This is a genomic window from Enterococcus sp. VV15 (assembly GCF_005236045.1).
GTDB lineage: Bacteria > Bacillota > Bacilli > Lactobacillales > Enterococcaceae > Enterococcus_B > Enterococcus_B durans.
The window spans coordinates 25,281-47,173 of the sequence record NZ_QPTY01000026.1 but is presented as its reverse complement, the minus strand read 5'-3'; the positions used below and the strand labels follow the sequence as shown (position 1 = coordinate 47,173).

The window sequence follows — 21,893 nt, the reverse complement described above, 5'->3', positions numbered from 1 at the left end:
CTACAGCCAGGTACGTATACCTTGACAGAAACATACACGCCAGAAGGCTATCAAGGACTGAAACAGAGTGTGACAGTCGTGATCCAAGAAGATGGTACAGTCATGATCGATGGCACTGCAGTGAAAAATGTCTTAGTTGATGGAGAGCAACATAATCAAATCAGCTTAGATGTCACGAACCAAGCAAAAGTACCGCTACCTGAAACTGGTGGCTCCGGCCGCCTTGGCATCTATCTAACAGGACTTATTGCTCTAGGTCTTTCAGGTGTTTATCTCTTCATGAGAAATCACGGAAAGGACGTGATGAAATGAAAAAACTAAAATGGCTCGTTCTTTGTTTGATTCCATTTTGTCTCTTTAGTTTCCCAAAGGAGAACCAGGCACAGAGTGAAACACGCACTGTTCAATTCACTCTGCATAAATTACTTTTTGAAAATGGAAAATTACCAGAGACTCAACTAAACACCGGACAAGAGCAAACTTTTTTACAGAACTATCGAGGATTGAATGATGTGACCTTCGCCGCTTATGACGTGACTGATACGTTCTATCAACTGAGAAGAGACGGAGTGAGCGTGGGAGACGCGCAACAAAAAATTGCTATTCAAGGTGCTAGCGCGGGGAACCGAATAGCAGAACAAGTGACCCAGACAGCGGGAAATGAAGATGGTATTGCTAATTTCCAACTACCAATCAAAGACAACCAAGGGCGTGACAGTGTCTATCTCTTTGAAGAAGTGAAAGCACCAGAAATAGTCAAAGAAAAAGCAGCCAACCTTGTTGTTGCTCTGCCAATCAATGATGCAGACAACCAAGAATTAGCAACCATTCATTTATACCCTAAAAATGAAGAAAATGCCTATCCAGCACCACCTTTTGAAAAAAAGATTGAAGAAGGCAAACGTGATTTTGCGATAGGCGACAAGATCAATTATTCATTGAATACGACTATACCAGTGAATCTTCTCGATTACAACAAATTCAAAATCAGTGATCAGGGAGATGCGGCATTGACACTTCTACCTGAAACAATCGCACTCTCTATCAACGGCCAGAAAATGACAGAAGGCTATCGCTTACACACAGAATCAAATGGATTTACGGTCGATTTTGATCTTACATTCTTACAGAAATATGTTGGAAAAGCACTCAAACTCACGTACCAGATGTGTTTGAACGATAAAGCAATTCCAGATGAAGCAATCAATAATGAAGGAAAATTAGACATTGGTTCATTCTCATACATTGACAAAGCTGTTGTCTACACAGGCGGTAAGCATTTCATCAAAGTAGCCAACGAAAATCAAACAGGTTTAGCTGGTGCCACTTTTATCGTAAAAAACAGTGAGGGAAACTATCTATCTCGCAAAAGTGGACATACCACATGGACAACGAAACGTGAGGAAGCTACTACGGTCACTTCTGATACAGACGGGGAATTTTCGATCATTGGATTTGCTTATGGAAACTATCAGTTAGAAGAGGTCCAATCACCAGTTGGGTATATCTTAAATAAATCACCGATTCCTTTCGAGGTAACCAAATACAGCTATCAGCAATCTGGAAAAGAAACAGCCCCTTTAAAAGTTATAAATAAAAAAGAAAAGGGAACAGGATTCTTGCCTAAAACAAATGAACAACGAAGAACACTATGGTTTGTCGTAGGGCTTGGTATGATTTTATTCGTTGTAAGCATGCATATCAAAAGAAAAATAGGAGTGAAAAAATGAAAAAGAGAATGGTAATAAGTGCATTATTATTGATCGTTCCGATCTTAGCAAGTTGGTTTAGCGGAGCAGATGTTTATGCTGCTGACACCTCAGCACAAGTCATCATCCATAAGAAAAAAATGACCGATCTACCAGATTCGCTGATCCAAAACACAGGGAAAGAAATGAGCGAGTTTGATCATTATCAAGGATTGGGTGATGTGACATTTTCAGTTTATGATGTCACAACAGAGTTTTACGATCACCGCAACAACGGAGAATCAGTAGATGACGCGAAACAAGCGGTGCAGTCATTGACGCCTGGTAATCCAACTGCGACAGGTGTAACTGATGCAGCAGGAAATCTTACTTTGTCTTTACCAAAAACACAAAACGGAAAAGATGCCGTATACGTCATCAAAGAACAGCCAAAAGCTGGGGTCATCCGAGCAACAAACATGGTGATTGCTTTCCCAGTTTATGAAATGATTAAACAATCAGATGGTTCTTATAAATATGGGACAGAAGAATTGAACACAGTTCATATCTATCCTAAAAATACAGTAACTAGTGACGGTACGTTAGTTGTCAAAAAAATCGGTACAGCTGAAAATGAAGCATTGAACGGCGCAGAATTCATCATTTCTAAAGCAGAAGGGGCCGTAGTGAAATATATCGAAGGCGTAAAAGACGGCCTTTACACTTGGACTACAGATAAGAATGCCGCAAAACATTTTGTAACTGGAAACGCCTATGATATCGGTAGTACAGACTTCACTGAAGTGGCAACAGATAAAGGGAAATTGACAGTAGATAGCCTAGAAGTAGGTTCTTACATTTTGGAAGAAGTCAAAGCACCAGATAACGCAGCGTTGATCGATAATCAAACAAAAACGCCATTTGAGATTATCGAAGAAAGTCAAACACCTGTTGAAAAAATCATAAAAAATGATACGTCACACGTCGAAAAAACAACTCCTCAACTAGATGGAAAGGATGTTGCTATCGGAGAAGATATCCAATATGAAATCTCTGTCAATATTCCACAAGGGATTGCCGATAAAGAAGGAACAGCAAATAAATATACAAAATTCAATTTAGTAGATACCCATGATGCTGCTTTGACCTTTAGCAACACACCAGCTGGTAAAACTGGATACGTCTTATATGATGGCAACACGATCATCGATCAATCACACTATACTGTAACAGAACAAGGAAACGGCTTTACAGTCGCGGTGGACCCAGCTTATATTCCATTTTTGACACCAGGAGCTACATTGAAATTCACTTATTTCATGCATTTGAATGAACAAGCTGATCCAACAAAAGGATTTACCAATGAAGCAAATGTCGACAATGGACACACTGAAGACAAAACACCACCAGAAGTGGATGTCGTAACTGGCGGAAAACGGTTTGTTAAAATCGATGGAGATGTTTCTGCTGATGAACCTTTAGCTGATGCAGAATTCGTTGTAAGAGATCAAGATTCAGATACTGCAAACTATTTAGTGATTGACCCTCAAACAAAAGCAGTCAGCTGGACAACAGCAAAAGATCAAGCAACAGTTTTCACTACGAAAAAAGATGGTTTGATCGATGTTACTGGTTTGAAATACGGAACGTATTATCTTGAAGAAATAAAAGCACCTGAAAATTACGTACCGTTAACTAACCGCATCTCATTTGATGTAAACGGCTCATCTTACCAGACAACCGGAGAACTGGTTTCACCAGAAAAAGTGCCTAACAAACACAAGGGAACACTTCCCTCAACTGGTGGCAAAGGGATCTACCTTTATATCGGTATCGGTGCAGTACTTCTTGTAATTGCAGGTATCTACTTCACAAGAAGAAAAAGTTATTAATCGAATTCTTGAAAGGAAGTCGAGACAAAAGTCGTTTAGGTTTGAGAAATTGGAAAAAAAGAATAAACAGTGGGAGCAGAAGCAACTCCTTAGGAAATAAGCCGAAATTCTCGGAGTTAAACACTCCTGTCCCAGCCTCTTTTTTCAAAATTTCCAAAAAACCTGACTTTTGGACACCGTTTATTCGGAATTAGCGTCTTTAGCAAAACTGATTTTTAGATTTGTCCAAGACTCCACTAAATAAGCCAGAAATCAAGAAATTTGTTTTTTCAAATTTTTGAGATTTCTGGCTTATTTACGAAATGAATACTTCCATCACCATTATTTATTCGGATTTTTTAGATAAAAGAAAAGAGATTTTTCATGCTACAGATTTTTATAAACGAAAGGAGAGAAGTATGAATAAGAAAAAGAGAAGATTCTGGGATTGTCTCATGCTTCTAGTATTACTCGGAGGTATTCTTGCATTAGCCTATCCTTTTGTCAGTGATGCGTTGAATAATTATTTGGATCAACAAATAATCAGTCATTATCAGAAACAAGCAGCCTCAGAAAACAAAGAAAAGATGACACAAATCCAAAAAAAAATGGAAGAAAAAAACCGACAATTAGCAAAAGAAGGAAATAACCCGGGAGCTGATCCTTTTAAAAAGACAAAAGAGCAACCAGAAAAAGCAGATGATACCTATTTGCAAAAACATACGTTGGGAATCTTGACGATCCCTAAAATCAATGTCCGGTTACCTATTTTTGATCAGACTAGTGCAGTGCTTCTGGAAAAAGGTACATCATTGCTTGAAGGTACCTCCTATCCAACAGGCGGGAAAAGCACCCACGCAGTTCTTTCAAGTCATAGAGGATTACCCCAAGCAAAATTATTCACTGACTTACCGAAATTAGTACTTGGAGATACCTTCTTGATCGAAATCAACAAAAGCACCCACGCATATCAAGTAGATCAGATCAAGACCATCGAACCAACAGATACAGACGATTTGAGGATCGAACCGGACAAGGATCTTGTTACACTCTTGACTTGTACGCCTTATATGATCAATAGCCATCGACTATTGGTTCGCGGACACCGGATCCCTTATTCTCCAGAGCAAGCAGAAAAAACAACCAAAAAAGTACAAAACCAGCAACAGCTCTTTTTATTACTACTGATTGGAACACTTTTACTTATTTTTGGACTAATCATTTATCTTGGCTATCGTATCTGGGGGAACCAAGTGATTCGTCACACTAAATATCCGTTGTCTTTCCAACTGCAAAACGAAACAATCCAGTCAGTTACGATACAAAGTTTGAACAAAAAGAAGCCTTCAAAAATCAATGTGACACCAAATGAAGAAGGGCAAGTGAATGAAATGCTATCAGGTGGGAAATATGCTATTCTTTTTGATAACGGTGGGAAAATCCGCGCATCCATTAGACATCCTAAAGACAAACAGTTCCGATTGAAACGACAAAATAATAAAGTAGTCATTCAAAGAACAAAAAAAGTACCTTATATCTATTACATCAAATGATTCTATGAATAAAACCATGGAATAAATGGGAGACTAACATGGAAGTACTCGAATTATGGGAAAAATTTGTAACGATGCATCCTGAAGCTAAAGACAGCACATATGAGGTATGGGCTTTCGGGAGCAATCCGTCGATGGCAGATAGTTTACTTGCCTTAGTGTTGGAGGGTAAAAAGACTGGAACCTGTTCTGCCAAAAAGTTATTTGACTACGACGATGAACCACTTCCCAAGGAAAAAGAATACAGTATCATCCTGGATGGCAAGAGCCAACCCAAGGCAGTCATCCAAACAATAACTGTAGACGAAATCGCTTTTTGTGATATTCCAGCTGATTTTGCTTACCTTGAGGGTGAAGACGATCGCAGTCTTACACAATGGCGCTACGCCCATCTGAACTATTTTCAAGAGGTGTTTCATACCTATGGGCTGACCTTTACGGAAAAAGAAATCCTCTATTGTGAAACATTCCGAGTCTGCTATCGTGTTTAACAGCTATCGATCAGATAATTTGATCGAAGGATAAAATCTTTTTATACTTTCCCCTTTAGAGTTTTCCTTTTTTATGTAGGGTGCTAAGATTGAAGTGTATAAAAGAAAAGGGATGACACAAATGAAAAAAATCATTATATTTGGCGATAGCATCGCTGCAGGACTTTTTGAAGGAGAAGTCATACACGCCTTAGATCAGCAGCTTTTGAACACGCTGCGTGCGTTAGGGTTACCAGATTTTACTATAACCAATCTAGGAAAAAGAGGTGATTCTACGACTAGTGCTTTGGAACGATTGACACAGATTGACCAAGAATTAACCGCTGATTATGTCGTTTTGAACGTCGGCATCAATGATGCAATCAACAATCGTAAAAACAAAAAAGCATTTCAAGAAAATCTGTTGGGCATCATAGATCAATTTAAAGACAGTCGGATCATCTTAGTAGGACCAAGTTATGTAGATGAAAAGATTAAAACTCAGACAGATCCAGTCATCTTAGTGGAATACACTCAACTAGCTAAAAAAGTAGCGGAGCAAACCGCTAGCGATTTTATCGACTTCTATCAGTATGAACGTTCTTTCACTGATCCAACGATCTATTTACAATCAGACGGATTACATCCATCACAACTTGGCTATCATTTTTTAGGTTCGCTGATTGCGCAGTTGATCCAAAGAAACGAACAACAAAAATAAAGCGAAAACTAGCTCCTGCTGATTGGCAAGTGGTTTTTATCACTTCTAAGACAAGCGGGAGCTAGTTTTTTATTGACGGTACTCCTTCAATAACCCATGTTGGATCAATTGTTGCTTTTCTTTCAAGTTTAAAACATTTGCCGTATAATTTTGAGCATACATGATCGAATATAGCGTATTTAAAACATAATCAAAAGCAATCTGGGAAGAAAAAGTAGCAACTTTTACAAAATCCAGCTCCCCTTGAGAGATTACGAGACACATGCTCGCTTTTTTTGCCATTTCAGAATACTCGTTTCCTGTCAGAAGAAGGGTGGGTGTCCCTACATGTTTCAAGTGGGACATGATTTTCTCATAGTGGTGGATTCTTCCACTATAACTAATAAAAACAGCACAATCTTCGTTAGTTAGATTCGCAGCATTCCAAGACGAATCACTATATTCTTCAGCCAAGATCAAAAACTTATTTAGTTTGACCAATTTATTCTGGAATTTCCTTGCAGTGATCTGGGAATCACCTTTGGCAAAGACAAAAATCCGCTTCGCCTGTGTCAATTTTTCCGCAATTGTATCTAATGGCTGATCTTCAATTTGTAGCTGTGCTTTCTTCACAGCCTGAATAGATAATTCAGCCATTTTTTTCGCAATCGTTGCTCCGTCATCTTGATCAGAGAAAGGAAAATTCGCATCGATCGTTTGATCAAATTGCGCTAGTAATTGATGGACCTCACGCCCTAATTCCAAGCGAAATTCTTTAAAACCGGTAAATCCTAATTTTTTACATAGCCGAATGATGGCTGAATGAGAAGTATAGGTCGCTTTAGCTAGTTCCTCGATAGTCATATAGACGGCAGCTTCAAAATTTGCTTGCAAATAATCAGCAATCCGTTTCTCCGTTGTCGTAAATGTATCTTGGCGGATCAATTTATCTTCAATTAACATTTCAATCACCTTCCAACTCTATCATACTGAAAATCCATGTGTTTGACTATCTAAATCAAAAATGTACGACTAAACATATTTGTCACAGTACGAAGAGATTTTCTTGAGTCGCTGAACATTTTTACCTGTTTGTCCTGAAAACAACCAACGCTTGCGATTTCCTTGTATACTGACAGTATCTACTAAGGAGGGACAATTATGCTAACAATCGCATATTTAGGTAATGGAAAAAGTACCAATCGTTACCATCTACCATTTTCACGTAAACTAACCGATAAGATCAAGATCAAAAAAATCTTTTCCCCAACAAAACCAGTTTGGGAAACATTTGACGATATTGAATATACAAATCAGCTATCTGACCTTTGGGATGATCCCGATATTCAATTGGTCGTTATTACTACGCCTAGTCAATTCCACTATGAGTACGGAAAAATGGCTCTTGAAAAAGGCAAAAACGTATTAGTCGAAAAACCATTTGCAGAGACGTCAAAAGAAGCAAAAGAATTGTTTGCGTTAGCGAAGGAGAAAGGTCTATTCATCCAGTGCTATCAAAATCGCCGCTTCGATTCCGATTTTCTCACGGTTCAAAAAGTGATCGAAAGCGGAAAACTTGGTGACATCTTAGAAATCGAAATGCATTATGATTATTTCAGACCAGAAATCCCAGAAAATACTACTGAATTTTCAACAGCAAATAGTTATCTTTATGGCCATGCGTGTCATACAGTAGATCAAGTCATTTCTTATTTCGGTGAACCAGATACGATCCACTATGATGTTCGGCAATTATTGGGTAAAGGACGTATGAATGATTATTTCGACCTTGATTTTTATTATGGTACGATGAAAATTTCAGTCAAATCCAGTTATTTCCGAATCAAGGAGCGCCCTAGTTTTGTCGTCTATGGGAAAAAAGGCATGTTCGTCAAACAAACGAAGGATCGTCAGGAAGAACATTTAAAAATGTTCTATATACCTGACAATCAAGACTTTGGTATCGATTTACCTCAACACTATGGCACTTTGACTTATATAGATGGCGAAGGAACCTATCATGAAGAAAAAGTCATTTCAGAGATTGGTGACTACAGCCGTGTATACGAAGGCATCTATGAAACATTGATCAATGGTGCAGAAAAAATCATAAAAGACGAAGAAACCTTACTTCAAATGAACATCTTGGAAGAAGGAATCAAAGAAATCCAAGAAAATGAAAAAAGCACTCACTGATGCCACAGTTTGTTTCGTAATCAGCGAATAAGAAGGAACATTTCTAATACTCACAATCAAACACAGAAAATGAGGTCGAGACAAAAGTAGTTTAGTTTTGAGAAATTGGAGAAAAAGAGGCTGGGACAGAAGTGTTTAACTCCGAGAAATAAGCCGAAATTAACGAAAATTGCTTTTCAAATTTTTGTTAATTTCAGCTTATTCGAGAGTCTGTAGCAAAACTAATTTTTAGATTTGTCCCACACTATATTTGAAAATCATTTGTCATGCAGATGGTTCCGAAAAGCTTTGAACAGATAAGACACCCCTTATTAACTTTTTGCTGGAGCTGGTTACCTGACCGCTACAGTTAAGAAAAACAGTTACGAGAATTGCTTATACATCCTATAAAAATGTCTGTAAGCAGACATAGAGATATGTACACAGCTTTTCTCTGCCGGTCACAAAAATAATGAAATCAGTTAAGATGTTACAAATGCTACGCAGATTTTTCGGATTGTTTTTTATAGAAAAAAAGAACCATCCTGATTGCTGATTTTAAAAAAAGCAAGAAAAGAAATCCTTTTCTATTCACATATTTTGACAGTTATTTTATTCTTATGTACTATAAAGAAAGACTAGGAGGTAGAACTATGACAAATTACAATGGGGAAAAGGGAAAACGTCTGAGAGGTTCAATGGCGCCTAAATCAGATGATGAAGTAGCATTGGCTGGAACAAATTCTGGCGAAACAGAAGAAAAACAAGAAGCATTATCTGGTACAAACTCCGGCGAAGAAAAAGAAGTAGCATTATCTGGATCAAATGCTGTAGAAGAAGATGAACCAACAAAACCTAATCGTTTCGAAAAAGAAATAGAGAAGCTGACAGATGAAGTCAAAGAAAAATTTGAAGAATTGACTTCAAAAAAAGAACATAAAGACTAATCGTGTGATACTTTCTTTAAAGAGCGTTTAAATCAAAGCAATAGAAGTCGCAGACCCAGAAAACAAAAAAATGGGTCTGTGGCTTTTTTACTGTCAGCGATACAATTCGTTGCCATGCTGCTTAGAACTAACAAATCCTATTGTTTTTTGACCTCAAAAATGATGACCGAAATTAAAAAAACACTTTTTCCTGACTTAGAAAAAAATGTTAGTCGATTGGTTTCTTTTTATATTATGCTTTAAGATATGAAACCAAATTATTATTTTTCAACTCAAACTAGGAGGCATTATATGGAAACTTTTTGGCAACAAGCAACCAAATCAGGTGTCGTAGCACAGACTGACCTATTCAAACGATTCTCTGACTATTTATCCGATCATTTAGTGTTTATTTTAGGCGGACTCGCAGTAATCATTATTGTCACTTTGTTACTTAGTAAAAAAATGACAGCAAATGGACCAGCAAATAAAAAATCATCAGGAAAAATGACGACAAAACAAGGGCAATACAAAAAATACAGATAAGCGTAACTAAACTAGGGGAGGTAGTACAGCGATACAACCTCTTTTTTATTACCTATAGGAGAAAATAAATGGATCTACTTCTGGCATTCTTATTTTATCAAGGTGGATTACCATCCATTAATCATCTAGCAGAATCCTATTCTTACTTTTTCCTCTATTATTCTGCGGTATGGTTTTTCAGCCTTTTTTGCTACGTACTTATTTATTGTGATCCTTCGAGCCTGTATGAAGTATTTAAAAGGGCAACGTCACCGAAAACATCAATGGAAATTTAAAAAGCAACTAGCAGAAGCTTATAGACAACAAGAACAAACACTACTTGAAAATTCAAAAAAAAAAACAAAAGTCCTAATAAAATAACCCATTCAACAGGAGGGGAGAACAGTGAAAAAGTTCGTATACCCGATCCACAAATTCTTTCATACAAAGACTTATCAAAAACTAAAAGAACAAAAAGAAATGAGCAGTTTCAATAGTTCAATAAGTAGCTCCAGTAAAGAAACTCTTAGATCTATGTCCACCAATACAAGCTATCTTACTATAACCCCAAATTCTTCTCTACATGCTAGAATTACTAATGCAAAAAAGAATAGGCAAGGAATGCTTCAAAGAATAGCGTCGATGGAAGACCTACATGCTACTGTCGGTAAAGAACAAGCGATACATACTGGGAAAAGAAGAAGTTGGGAATGCAGTCAAACAATCTAATTCAGATATTTCTATAAATAAAAATTATAGTAAGTATAACTTACATTATATTGATAAATGACATATTTGGTATTATAATTTTCATGAAAATAACATAAGAGATGAAAGGGAGCGTGTTATATATCATGAAAAAAACAAGTAGAAAAGTAGTCATTGTTGGTACTGGTTTTGTTGGGACAAGTATTGCTTATGCAATGATCAATCAAGGAATTTCTAATGAACTCGTTCTAATCGACGTGAACCAAGAAAAAGCAGAAGGGGAAGCATTGGACCTTTTAGATGGTATGGCTTGGGGAGAAGAAAATGTCGCTGTTTGGTCAGGAGATTACAGCGAATGTTCAGATGCAGATCTAGTCGTTATCACCGCAGGAGTAAACCAAAAACCAGGACAAACTCGTTTAGATCTTGTTAAAACAAATTCAGTCATCATGCGTGACATTGTCAAACAAATCATGGGATCAGGATTTGATGGGGTGTTAGTTGTAGCATCAAACCCAGTGGATATTTTGACCTATATTGCTTGGAAAGAATCAGGATTACCAACTTCACGTGTTATTGGTACTGGAACTACGCTAGATACTACTCGTTTCAGAAAAGAAATCGCATTGAAATTAAAAATCGATCCACGAAGTGTCCATGGGTATATCTTAGGTGAACATGGAGATTCAGAGGTAGCTGCATGGTCACACACAACAGTCGGTGGAAAACCAATCATGGAATTTGTTGAAAAAGATCACCGCCTCGAAGAAGCCGATTTAACGATCATTGCAGATAAAGTAAAGAATGCTGCATATGAAATCATTGATCGTAAGAAAGCGACTTACTATGGGATCGGAATGAGTACAGCACGTATCGTCAAAGCTGTTTTGAACAATGAACAAGCTGTATTGCCAGTTTCAGCTTATTTGACTGGTCAATATGGGGAAGAAGATATCTTTACAGGTGTTCCTTCAATAGTCGATGAGAATGGAGTACGTGAAGTAATCGAGTTATCTATCACAAAAGATGAAAGAGCACAGTTCCATAAATCTGTTAGTGAATTACGGAATGTTTTGAATACTGTACTATAAAAAAATGATTGCAAATAATATGATTTTAAAAGCCGGGATAGATAATATATCCCGGCTTTTTTTATAGAACAAATTATTCCAGCCTTTGAAATTATCGTTTCATCACTCCGTTTTCCAGACTATAAAATAAATATATCTATCAGTACAAAAATCATATTTATCCTTATAACGATCTTTTTAATCATTTTAAAGGAAGGAGCAACCTATGTATACAAGCATTGAATATGTAATCGTTCATAAAGTCAATATTTATGAGGTAAATCGTTTTGGTCACAAATGGTATACTCAAACATTGATTTTTAAGCTTCCAGAAGATAAAAAACGTTTGTTTTCTTATCATGTGACAAATAAGATTGATATTTCCCATTTGAATAAAGGAGACAAAGTCATGCTAAATCTTCATGTTTTTGGGAAAGGTCGTTCAACTTATTTTAAACCAGAATTTTGTGTAGATGGCATACTATTGATTGAATAAGTTTCAAGTATGACTTATATAAGCCGAAAAAGCTGTTTAGATACTAAGATCCAATACATAACTAATTTAGATGCGGATAATCGCACACACAAAATACAGCTTAAAACACGAACAAATGAACAACAACTATAAAATTGTTGCTTCGCAAATTATTAATAATAATTTATTCTAAAAAATTTTTTACAGAATACGATATAATTTCAAATATTTGAAAAATAAAATCTTAGAAGATGTAACGAACAAATCAGAAAATTTTTCTAGCAAATAAAAATTTACTAGTAGAAACAGTGCAAAATTTTTTTATAATTTTGAATAAGACAAAAATAGCAAATTTTGGTTTAAATCGGTATGAAGTAGGTTTGATTTTACTTTGAATCTACTTTGTATAATATATATTATGTAAACTATAATATAAAAAAATATATATTAGGCTATTCTCCCCACTGTTTTACCTATCTCTAATATCTTTTAATGAACGTAATTAGCAAAAAACGAAAAAAATAACCATTTAACACTTGTAGGCATAAATGATTAAAACCAGAATGTTGAGTTTTCTTTATAGATAGGTTTACTTTTTCTGGATTTTATTTGTTTCTTTCAAATAGATTGCAACATCTTTTTTAGAATATCAAGTTCTTTTTTGCTAGTTGTGATAGCTAAGATAATTTGCTAATATGGAAGCTTTGTCATAAATACTTGGGTATAAATCTTCGCCAAAAACTGACTGAGACGGTTGATTGATTGCCATATCTAATGCGCTAGAATCTTTTACACCAATCAGTCCACCTTTAGAATAAAGAAGAAGAATTTTACATTTAAACGTAATGAACTACAGGAAAACTACTGGAACTGCTGTTTACTAAAATCATAAATCAACTAAATCTTTCAAAGGTTATTATACTGATCCATAACAGAATCATTTATATTTATCAATATCGAGTTTTTCCTCTTGATAAATATAAATGATTGATTCTCCAGTTTCTACACCTATATATTTTTTTGTTTCTGGATGAATAGTCGTAATATCGCTATACCAGATTTTCTATTTTTATACTTGCGTGTCATTTTCAATGTATCTCTCTCTTTTCTAATAGATTTTCCATTCATAAGAAAGGTTAGGCTTGATTTAATTCGTGGAGACTGTGAAATATCTCTTTTCCCTCAGTTAATAGCGGTCGCAACTAAAAAACTTACAAAGATTTCCGTTTCAAAGAAATTTTATCAGTTTCGACTTGTAACTACTTGCCATGAGAAGTTGTCTTAGTCACTGATTTTCTTAAAGATCGTGTTTGTTGGATCATATCGGAATCGAACGATTTGTTTGGCACACTCGATTTGCACAATAAACGGTACAGTTAATAGATCATCAGCAATCAAACCTAAAAACTCAAGTTCTGAAATTGATAGGTTGATGTGAAATTGCTGATTTTCGGTTGGATAAATCGTTGATTTATCGAATCCTACTAATATTTTTGTCCTAGGGAGCCATTTATTGGTGTATTTTTTCAAATAAACTTGAATAACTTCTTTGCCAGCAATCGTTGAGTCATTAGTGATTGTTCCAGACACAATGATTTGTTTTCCTTCTAGAGAAACTTCAGAATATTCGAGGGCGAAGTTGCTGTAACTTAAACCGTAGCCAAACCGATACACTGGTTTTCCTGATAAATGAAGATAGTTCTCATTGAAATCGGTATCTCTGAAATTATAAAAAACCGGTAATTGTCCTTCTGCATCTGGTATCGATATTGCTAATTTTCCACTAGGATTTCGTTTGCCAAAAATTATATTCGCTAAAGCTTCGCCACCATATTGCCCAGGATATCCCACATAGAGTAAAGAATCAAAATAATCTGCTAGCGGTGAAACAATGACTGGTCTTCCAGTAATGACCACACCAATCAAAGACTTTCCAAGCTTTGCTAGTTCCTGGATCAGTTCTGATTGGCAATCAGGTACACTTAAGTCAGATAGATCGATATTTTCCCCACTAGTCATTTCGTTCGAACCACTCAATGCTGCACCATTCGTATCAAAAGTAGTCTCAAACTCACGTATGCTTGAACCACCGAATGTCACAATGACTACCTCTGCTTCTTCTGCTGCACGTATTGGGTCGCCAAAGTGTTCAGCAATACGATCTAACGCACATCCATCCGCCATGACGATACCTTCAAACCCGCCCTCTTCTCTTAAAAACTTCCATAATAAAAAGGGATTGATATGGCAAGGTACTCCATCTATATCATTATAAGCAGCCATGATCGCTGAAGTTCCTGCTCGAATACTTCTCAGCACTGCCGGAAGATGGATTTCACGTAATTCTCGTTCACCAATGACTACTGGTCCCGCATTATGTCCACCCATACTGGCTCCTTGGGCGGCAAAATGCTTTAACACTGCCAAGACTAAAGGATGCCCATCTTCTTTTTGCAGTCCTCTAACAGCCGCTTCTGTAAAACAACTGGTTAGAAAAGGGTCTTCGCTAAAGCACTCTTCCGTTCTCCCCCATCTTGGATCACGAGCAATATCAAGGGCAGAAATCAAGCCGACATGCGCCCCTGTTGTACGAATTTCTTTTGCAACACATTCCTGGACTTTTTGATAAAGTCCAGGATTCCAACTGGCTCCACTGCAAAAATTAACAGGTACTGTCGTAGCATCTAGTCCTTGATGTCCATGAGGGCATTCTTCAGTCAAAAAAGCGGGGATTTTAAGTCTTGTATGTTCATTCAAATAGGTTTGGATCATTTGGCTGACTTCAAATGCTTCTTCTTGCGTAAGGCCTGTATTCAAATCTCTGTTCGTCCAAGGGTCTGCCCGAAAAACACCATAGATCCACCCGATCGACCCAAAATACGCTACTTCTTTTTTGAAGTAATTAGTCAATTCGATTCTTCCATTTACTTTTTCGTAAACTTGCCACCCGTAGAGACGTTGATTCAGTTGTCCTACTTTTTCCCTTATAGTCATCTCTTTAAGAAGGTTTTCGATCATCTCATTACTCCATATACAATTTGATTGTGTGGATCTCATATGGTTTGAAGTTGATACTTACACAGTTTACAATCACCGGTAACTCCTCTTCCTCTTCTTCCAATAAATTACATAGAAAAGCGCGTTCAATATGACGTTTTGCTGACAAGGAACCGACTGTTTGACGATTATGGTATTCATATAATCGAACAACGACCGCTTTTTCCTCTTCTGCTTTTTTCACTGTATCGAGTAAAATATTTTTTTCGTCAACAGAGAAATACGCTGTATCTTCGCAATCTAAAAGAATCGGTAAGATCAACGCAGGAACATTCAAATCTAGGGATTGCTCCATCGTATCTGCTTCCTTCCAAGTCCCTTGATGTGCATACAAGGAATAGGTGAACTTATGGATTCCCTGATCTGCGTCTGGATATGGATCAGTTGCTGCTTTGATCAAAGAAATCCCTACTTTTTGATATGATGTATTGAATCCATATTTCGAATCAGTTAAAATGCTGACTCCAAACCCTTCTTCTGATAAATCGACCCATTTTTGCCCACAGCTTTCAAAACGTGCGAGATCCCACGAAGTATTTTGATGAACTGCTCGCTTGACATTCCCGAATTGGATATCGAAAGTTGCTTCTAAGGTATTGACAGCAATCGGCATTTGCACTTTCAATAGCAAATGGTGTAGATGCCAGTCTACAGTGGTTTCAAAATCAATACGGCCAGTATCATGGTAAAAATGAATGAGTTGGCAAATCGTGGAATTTTCAAAAGGCCGAATGACTTTGATCGTATCTCGGATAGACCCCTTTTCAACTAGCTTGGCTTCACTTAGCTGATTGACAAAATATGCTTTTTTATCGTAATAGATATCGATATCCCACGCATCGTAATTCATCGGTAGGTCTTCATAAGCAATTAGTTGATTAAGTATCGTGCCTTCAGGTAATATCTCTCGCTGGTATCTTTTGTCATATAAAGAAATGATTTCAAAAGAACGGTTGAATTTTACGATAAAGTCAGTTGTTTCAAACTCTTTTTGTATAGGTCGGATTACTTGTACTTTCTTTGTGTTTTCCACGAATTGAACAATCCGATTACTTAGACTAGCCATATGAGGCAGCTTCACCAACAATTGTCCGTCGTGCGTTCGCTGCTGGAACTTTGCATATTTGCTTTGTTTCTCTGTCGCAAAACGAATGATTACATCTCGTTTGATCCCTAATGGATTATAGACTGTCAGGTATTCCTGCTCTTTCAAAGAAGGCAATCGATCCTTATTCTGTTCTGTCAGAAAATCAGTTAATTGCTGGATCAATACATTTCCTTTGTTTGTGATCAGCTGATAGTCTTGATCTGTTTCTTGGTACACTTCTTTTATAGAACTACCTGGCAAAATATCATGAAACTGATTGAGTAAGAGTTTTTTCCATAGGTTTTCCAACTCTTGCGGGTAAATCGCTAGTCCATAGCAACTATATAGTTTCTCGATCGTTTGAAGGAAAAATTCAGATTGACGATTGGCTTTTTTATTTTTGCCAATCGAGGTCAATGTTCCCCGGTGATATTCAAAATATAACTCACCGTACCAAACAAACGGATCATCAAGATTCAACGAATGTTCCAATCTCTGATAAAACTCGCTTGCTCGATTCCCAGTGATCGTTGGCATCTCAGGTAGAGGACGGTGCAGACGTCTTTGGACTTCCAGCATCTGTCTTGTGGGACCACCGCCACCGTCACCATATCCATACGCTACAAGAATTTCATTGTGCGCACTTTTTTGCTGATACCGATCAAAGCTACCTTTGATCGTATAAGGGTCTAAAAGGCCATTATATGTTGTGTAATAGGGAGTAGGGCTGTAGCCTTCACTGATAGTTGTGATAAAATGTGTCAGCACTCTACTGCCATCGATTCCCTGCCAGTAAAACGAATCATAGGGTAGTTGATTGAATTGATTCCAAGATAGCTTCGTTGTCATAAAATAGGGCGTGTTCGTTTTTAACAACAGTTGTGGCAAAGCTGCAGAATAGCCAAAAACGTCGGGTAGCCACAAAATCTGACTATCGATGCCAAATTCTTTTTTGATGAATCGTTTTCCATAAAGGAGTTGGCGAACAAGCGATTCCCCTGAGGTCAAGTTACAGTCTGCTTCTACCCACATCGCCCCTTCTACTTCCCACTTTCCTTCAACTACTTTACGCTTGATCTCATCGTACAACTCTGGTGCCTGTTCTTTAATGAACTGATACATTTGCGGTTGGCTTTGAAGGAAAGTATACTCAGGAAATTCCTCCATCAGTTTGAGTACAGTTTGAAAACTTCGTTGCCCCTTTTCGATTGCTTGCTGTACCGTCCATAGCCAAGCTAGATCGATATGTGTATGTCCGACTGCCGTTACCCTTTCTTCAATTGCTCCCGCAGATTGATAGAGTTTTTCGAAAATTCTACGAGCGTTCTTTAGACTGCTGTAAAAAAGAGTAGAATAAGGTTGTCTAAAATCCAAGGAATTGACTGCTTTTGTTACAAATTTCTGGTACATCTCTGTTTTACCGCCAAATTGTCGGATCCCCCGCCAACAGTCAAGGAACGTGAAAAGATCGTAAATCGTTTGCTCCACTTCTGAATCGATTTTAATCAATGAAACGCACAAAGGAAACTTTTTTTCTGTCCGTCCAGCCCACAGTTCGATCGATAGATCCAAGGAACGATCAAAAAAGAAGTGATCCAAGATGATTTCTCTATGATTGACATCGATACTTTGGATAAGTGTTCCATCAATCGAAACATTCATCTGTGGGTTAGTCGTATTATCCCATTCCCCTAGTACTGTCTCTATTCTTAACGCTACCGTCGCCTCTTTCCATTCGCTAGGCACTGAAAAGCTACCTTTTAATGTGTAATGCCTGTTCTTTTCTCCAAAAAAAGTGCCTTGTTGATAGAGTTCCCACGATTCATCATTTTTCTTATAGATTGGTTCGATACGCTGTTCTTCTTGTACGCGATATTTTTTTAATTCTCCTAAAATTCTTTGGGCACGTTCAAATTCAAATAGTTCCATCTATTTTCACATTCCTCCTACGTATTTCATGCTTATGTTTCATTTGCATCAAAAACCTGGACCATCCTCGTGTAGAAAATAGTCGCAGGTCTTGTGCCTCATATCGCTAGTTTTCTTTCCATCGGTTATAAGCTGTTTGATAGACTTCAAGATATTTTTCGATGCCCATCGACTCTACCGTTTTCTTAAAATCGTCCCATTTACTAAGCGGTTCGACTCCCGTAATGAATTTTGCTTCCATTTGTTCGATATAAGTCGATAAATCGGTTGCCGTTGCCGAAACTTGGTCATTTTCTTTCACCGTTAGATAAAGAAGAGGAAAAGGAACTTTTGCAATATCGTTCATTTTCTCTTGGGTTTCCTTTGCTACCCAATCATCAAAACGAGTGTCTTTTTCTTCATCTGGTGCTGTTAAAAGTTTATATTCTCCAGTGTCGGTGACGATGTTCGGTGTAGTCAATCCGTATGCTGGTGTGATTTTCCCTCGTTCATCTTCCGTATTTTTCAGATCGATCCCTTTTGTGTACACACGGACCTTCTCACCAACAGCATTTTTCTGATATTCCCATAAAGAACCTTCTGGACCTTGTTCTAAATATTTCGATCCTTCCTCTGAATAAAAATAATCTACCCAGCGCACAGAAGCTTCTGGTGAAGGATTCACTTTCGTCAATGCGAAAGTCCCTCTAGAAAGACGAGGACTTCCTGGAATCACTGCATCAGTTGACCACTCAGACGTCAAAGGCTGGAACATTGGGTCATTCAATGCTTCTATTTCCGTTCGACCCGTGGTGAAGAAACTAAAATAGTCAGAAAATATCCCTAGTTGATCATTCTGTCCCTTCGCTTTTTTCTGTTCATCCGATTGTCCATAGACTTCTTTGTCAAGTAACCCTTCATTATAAAGTTTATTCATGAATGTCAAATAGCCTTTATAGTTTTCAGTGGTGGGTGTATAAATGACCTGATCATTATCGACTTGGATCCCTCTTGTCCTCAAACCAAAAGCCGCAAGCAACCAGACTCTTGTTCCATTCATATCCACATCAATTAGCGGAATCTCATCTGCTTTCCCATTCCCATTAGGATCTTCATTTTTAAAACGAAGGAGGAGTTCATAGAATTCATCTATTGTCTTTGGTAGCTCCGTCACGTTCAGCTTATCTAACCAAGTCCCGTTATACCACATTGGTCCTTGCCATCAAATTGATGTTGCATTTCTAGTGACCATCGGTAGAGAATAAACGTGTCCGTCTGGCGTCGTGATTGATTTCAATAAAGACGGGTCTTCTTGCGTCAATGCGTAAAAATTAGGCATTAGTTCTGGAGTTATGTATTTTTCTAAAGGAAGTAAAATCCCCTGTGAACCGTAATCGATTTCCATAGCAGAAGTCAAAGAACCCGAGCCAGCCCCATAAACGATATCTGGCAAATCACCAGAAGCAAAAGCTAGATTCAATCGTGTACTGAAATCAGCTAGGGGTGGTGTCGTATATTTCAACGAGATCCCTGTTTTTTTCTGATAATCCTTGAGTGTTGGCATATCTTCCCATTCTGCCAAACCAGTATTAGGTGCCATCAGATTCAATGTTAATTTTTGACCCTTTTTTATGATCGGAAACTGCCCATCTGTATTCAATTCAACCTTTGTTGTTTTTGCCGTATCCTTTTTGTCGGATTTTCCACAGGCACTGATTGCTGTAACACATAAAATAAGACAAATGATCCGTATAACTTTCTTTTTCATAGTTTTATCCTCCTTCTTAGTTATCCTTTTATTGAACCAACCATCATCCCTTTGACAAAATATTTTTGCAAGAAAGGATAGACGATGATGACTGGTAACGTTGAAACAATCATGACACCATATTTGATCACTGCAGCTAATTGCTGTTTGCTATACAGCATGTTCGCTGTGTCCGCACTTATGTTGCTCACTGTATTTGAAGACATATCTTGTAAAATCAAGATTTCACGTAATACCAATTGCAAAGGATACATTGATTTGTCTGAAAGATAGATCAACGCACTGAAAAAGCTGTTCCAATGACCAACACCATAAAACAAAGCCATCACAGCGATGATCGGTGTCGATAATGGCAAAACGATTTTTAGGAACAAACGAAAATTAGAACAGCCATCCACGATAGCGGCTTCTTCCATCTCTCTAGGAATCGTTGTCTGAAAAAAAGTTCTTGTGACAACGACGTTATAGACCGATACGCATCCCGGAATCACGAGAGCCCAGACTGTATTCAACATCCCTAAACTACGAATCAGCAGATAAGAAGGAATCAGCCCTCCAGAAAGAAACATCGTTACGAGCATAAAATTGGTAAATGCTTTTCTTCCATAGAAATCTTCCCTTGCCAAAGCATAGGCACAGGGCAATGTGACGAGAAGGTTGATCATCGTACCTAGCGAAGTATAATAAATCGTATTTAAATACCCTCGCCAAATATTACTATTTCCCAACAACGTACGATAGCCTTCTAGAGTTACTCCCTTTGGAAATAGCCACATCTCCCCCGAATTTACAAGGTGCGGATTTGAAATCGAGGCACTAACGATATAAATCAAGGGATAAAGCACGATCAATAACGCAATTGCTAAAAAAGTGTATAGGACACCCAGGAATAATTTATCTGCTTTGGTATCTTTGATAAGAGTAGTTGTTTTCATCTTTTCACCTCCTTTTTTACAGCAGACTGGAATTACTCAAACGTTTGGCAATGCTATTTACTGAAATCAGTAAAATGGAATTGATCACTGAATTAAAAAGTCCGACTGCAGATGCAAAACTATATTGGGCATCCAACAATCCCTGCTGATACACAAATGTTGCAATGACATTCGACGATTCCATGTTCAAGGGATTTTGCATTAGAATGACTTTTTCGAATCCTACCGACATCAAACTACCAAAACTCATGATCAATAAAATGACCATCGTTGGCATGATCGTTGGCAAATTGATGTACCAAACTCTTTGCAACCTTGAAGCACCATCGATCGTGGCAGCTTCGTGTAATTGGGTATCGACACCAGATAAAGCGGCTAAATAAATGACAGAGCCCCATCCAGTGCCTTGCCATACACCTGATAAAACATAAATCGTTTTGAACCACTTAGGATCAGTCATAAAGTTGATTCGTTGCAGACCAGCGAACTCCAAAAAATGGTTGATCATCCCAGTTGAAGGAGATAAGAAAGCAATGATCATCCCTACCATGACCACCACCGCAATAAAGTCTGGCGCATAAGTCACTGTTTGCGTGATTTTTTTAAACGGACCATCCTTGATTTCATTCAATGCTAAAGCTAAAATAATCGGAAGTGGAAACCCTACGATGAGGGAGTACACACTGATACCTAAAGTATTTTTGATTAGATCCCAAAAATAGTAGGATTCAAAAAAACTCTGAAAGTGTTTCAATCCCACCCAAGGACTACCTAATATACCAAGAGAAGGCATATAATCTTTAAAAGCAATGATGATCCCATACATCGGTCCGTAAGAGAAAATCAGGATCACCAGAAAAGCGGGCAAAACAAATAAATAAAGTTGTTGATTCTTTTTCAGTTTAAGTTTGAGTTGCTGGAACTTTGTTTTTTTGCCTGTCGATTGTACCTGAGTATTTGGATAACCCATTGGTTAA

Annotated in this window: 16 protein-coding genes and 2 pseudogenes; 12 read left to right on the top strand and 6 right to left on the bottom strand. The window is 37.5% G+C overall.

The annotated features are described in order from the left end of the window. The 6 genes and pseudogenes from DVW83_RS10130 to DVW83_RS10105 form a co-directional block, all read left to right on the top strand. Positions 1 to 312 (top strand): prealbumin-like fold domain-containing protein (locus tag DVW83_RS10130; RefSeq protein WP_137239339.1); only part of this gene is annotated, 312 nt, incomplete at its 5' end. Beyond that, entirely contained in the window at positions 309 to 1,730 is a 1,422-nt protein-coding gene (locus tag DVW83_RS10125; protein ID WP_137239337.1) for a SpaH/EbpB family LPXTG-anchored major pilin, read from the top strand. The genes DVW83_RS10130 and DVW83_RS10125, both read left to right, overlap by 4 nt. Continuing rightward, the gene (locus DVW83_RS10120; RefSeq protein WP_104660934.1) at positions 1,727 to 3,580 is read left to right on the top strand and encodes a SpaH/EbpB family LPXTG-anchored major pilin; all 1,854 of its coding nucleotides are present in this window, start codon (positions 1,727 to 1,729) and stop codon (positions 3,578 to 3,580) included. The genes DVW83_RS10125 and DVW83_RS10120 overlap by 4 nt, the downstream gene beginning before the upstream one ends. A 398-nt stretch (positions 3,581 to 3,978) precedes the next feature. Then, a pseudogene (locus DVW83_RS10115) lies at positions 3,979 to 4,785 on the top strand (class C sortase); the annotation flags it as partial. A 365-nt stretch (positions 4,786 to 5,150) separates the two neighbouring features. Further along, entirely contained in the window at positions 5,151 to 5,603 is a 453-nt protein-coding gene (locus DVW83_RS10110; RefSeq protein ID WP_104660932.1) for an ASCH domain-containing protein, read from the top strand. A gap of 121 nt (positions 5,604 to 5,724) precedes the next feature. Beyond that, complete coding sequence (locus DVW83_RS10105) at positions 5,725 to 6,303, top strand: SGNH/GDSL hydrolase family protein (RefSeq protein ID WP_104660931.1); 579 nt, start codon at positions 5,725 to 5,727, stop codon at positions 6,301 to 6,303. A 69-nt stretch (positions 6,304 to 6,372) separates the two neighbouring features. Here the strand turns inward: DVW83_RS10105 and DVW83_RS10100 are convergent, their stop codons facing one another. Continuing rightward, positions 6,373 to 7,245 (bottom strand): MurR/RpiR family transcriptional regulator, encoded by an 873-nt coding sequence (locus DVW83_RS10100; protein ID WP_104660930.1) that lies wholly within the window; start codon positions 7,243 to 7,245, stop codon positions 6,373 to 6,375. Between the two features lie 198 nt (positions 7,246 to 7,443). Between DVW83_RS10100 and DVW83_RS10095 the strand changes: the two genes are divergently transcribed. From DVW83_RS10095 to DVW83_RS10065, 6 genes are all read left to right on the top strand, one after another. After that, on the top strand, positions 7,444 to 8,478 hold the full coding sequence (locus DVW83_RS10095) for a Gfo/Idh/MocA family oxidoreductase (protein ID WP_104660929.1): 1,035 nt from the start codon (positions 7,444 to 7,446) through the stop codon (positions 8,476 to 8,478). A 632-nt stretch (positions 8,479 to 9,110) separates the two neighbouring features. Next, the gene (locus DVW83_RS10090; protein WP_104660756.1) at positions 9,111 to 9,404 is read left to right on the top strand and encodes an rRNA processing protein; all 294 of its coding nucleotides are present in this window, start codon (positions 9,111 to 9,113) and stop codon (positions 9,402 to 9,404) included. 291 nt (positions 9,405 to 9,695) lie between these two features. Beyond that, the gene (locus tag DVW83_RS10085; protein WP_104660755.1) at positions 9,696 to 9,929 is read left to right on the top strand and encodes a hypothetical protein; all 234 of its coding nucleotides are present in this window, start codon (positions 9,696 to 9,698) and stop codon (positions 9,927 to 9,929) included. Between the two features lie 384 nt (positions 9,930 to 10,313). After that, positions 10,314 to 10,637 carry a hypothetical protein gene (locus DVW83_RS10075; protein ID WP_104660754.1) on the top strand — a complete coding sequence of 108 codons (324 nt, stop codon included), beginning with the start codon at positions 10,314 to 10,316 and terminating at the stop codon, positions 10,635 to 10,637. Positions 10,638 to 10,762: 125 nt separating this feature from the next. Further along, positions 10,763 to 11,707, top strand: a complete 945-nt coding sequence (locus DVW83_RS10070; RefSeq protein WP_005877741.1) for an L-lactate dehydrogenase — start codon at positions 10,763 to 10,765, stop codon at positions 11,705 to 11,707. A gap of 205 nt (positions 11,708 to 11,912) precedes the next feature. Continuing rightward, positions 11,913 to 12,182 (top strand): hypothetical protein, encoded by a 270-nt coding sequence (locus DVW83_RS10065; RefSeq protein WP_104660753.1) that lies wholly within the window; start codon positions 11,913 to 11,915, stop codon positions 12,180 to 12,182. A gap of 1,260 nt (positions 12,183 to 13,442) precedes the next feature. On the opposite strand, the gene DVW83_RS10050 is transcribed toward DVW83_RS10065, so the two are convergent. From DVW83_RS10050 to DVW83_RS10030, 5 genes and pseudogenes are all read right to left on the bottom strand, one after another. Continuing rightward, positions 13,443 to 15,179, bottom strand: coding sequence for a glycoside hydrolase family 3 protein (locus tag DVW83_RS10050; protein ID WP_137239335.1), 1,737 nt, complete (start codon positions 15,177 to 15,179; stop codon positions 13,443 to 13,445). A gap of 4 nt (positions 15,180 to 15,183) precedes the next feature. Beyond that, positions 15,184 to 18,234 (bottom strand): alpha-mannosidase, encoded by a 3,051-nt coding sequence (locus DVW83_RS10045; RefSeq protein ID WP_104660751.1) that lies wholly within the window; start codon positions 18,232 to 18,234, stop codon positions 15,184 to 15,186. 106 nt (positions 18,235 to 18,340) lie between these two features. Then, positions 18,341 to 19,981, bottom strand: a pseudogene (locus DVW83_RS10040) (extracellular solute-binding protein). A 20-nt stretch (positions 19,982 to 20,001) separates the two neighbouring features. Next, on the bottom strand, positions 20,002 to 20,916 hold the full coding sequence (locus tag DVW83_RS10035; protein WP_016176670.1) for a carbohydrate ABC transporter permease: 915 nt from the start codon (positions 20,914 to 20,916) through the stop codon (positions 20,002 to 20,004). 16 nt (positions 20,917 to 20,932) lie between these two features. Further along, entirely contained in the window at positions 20,933 to 21,886 is a 954-nt protein-coding gene (locus DVW83_RS10030) for an ABC transporter permease (RefSeq protein ID WP_137239333.1), read from the bottom strand. Positions 21,887 to 21,893: the final 7 nt, after the last annotated feature.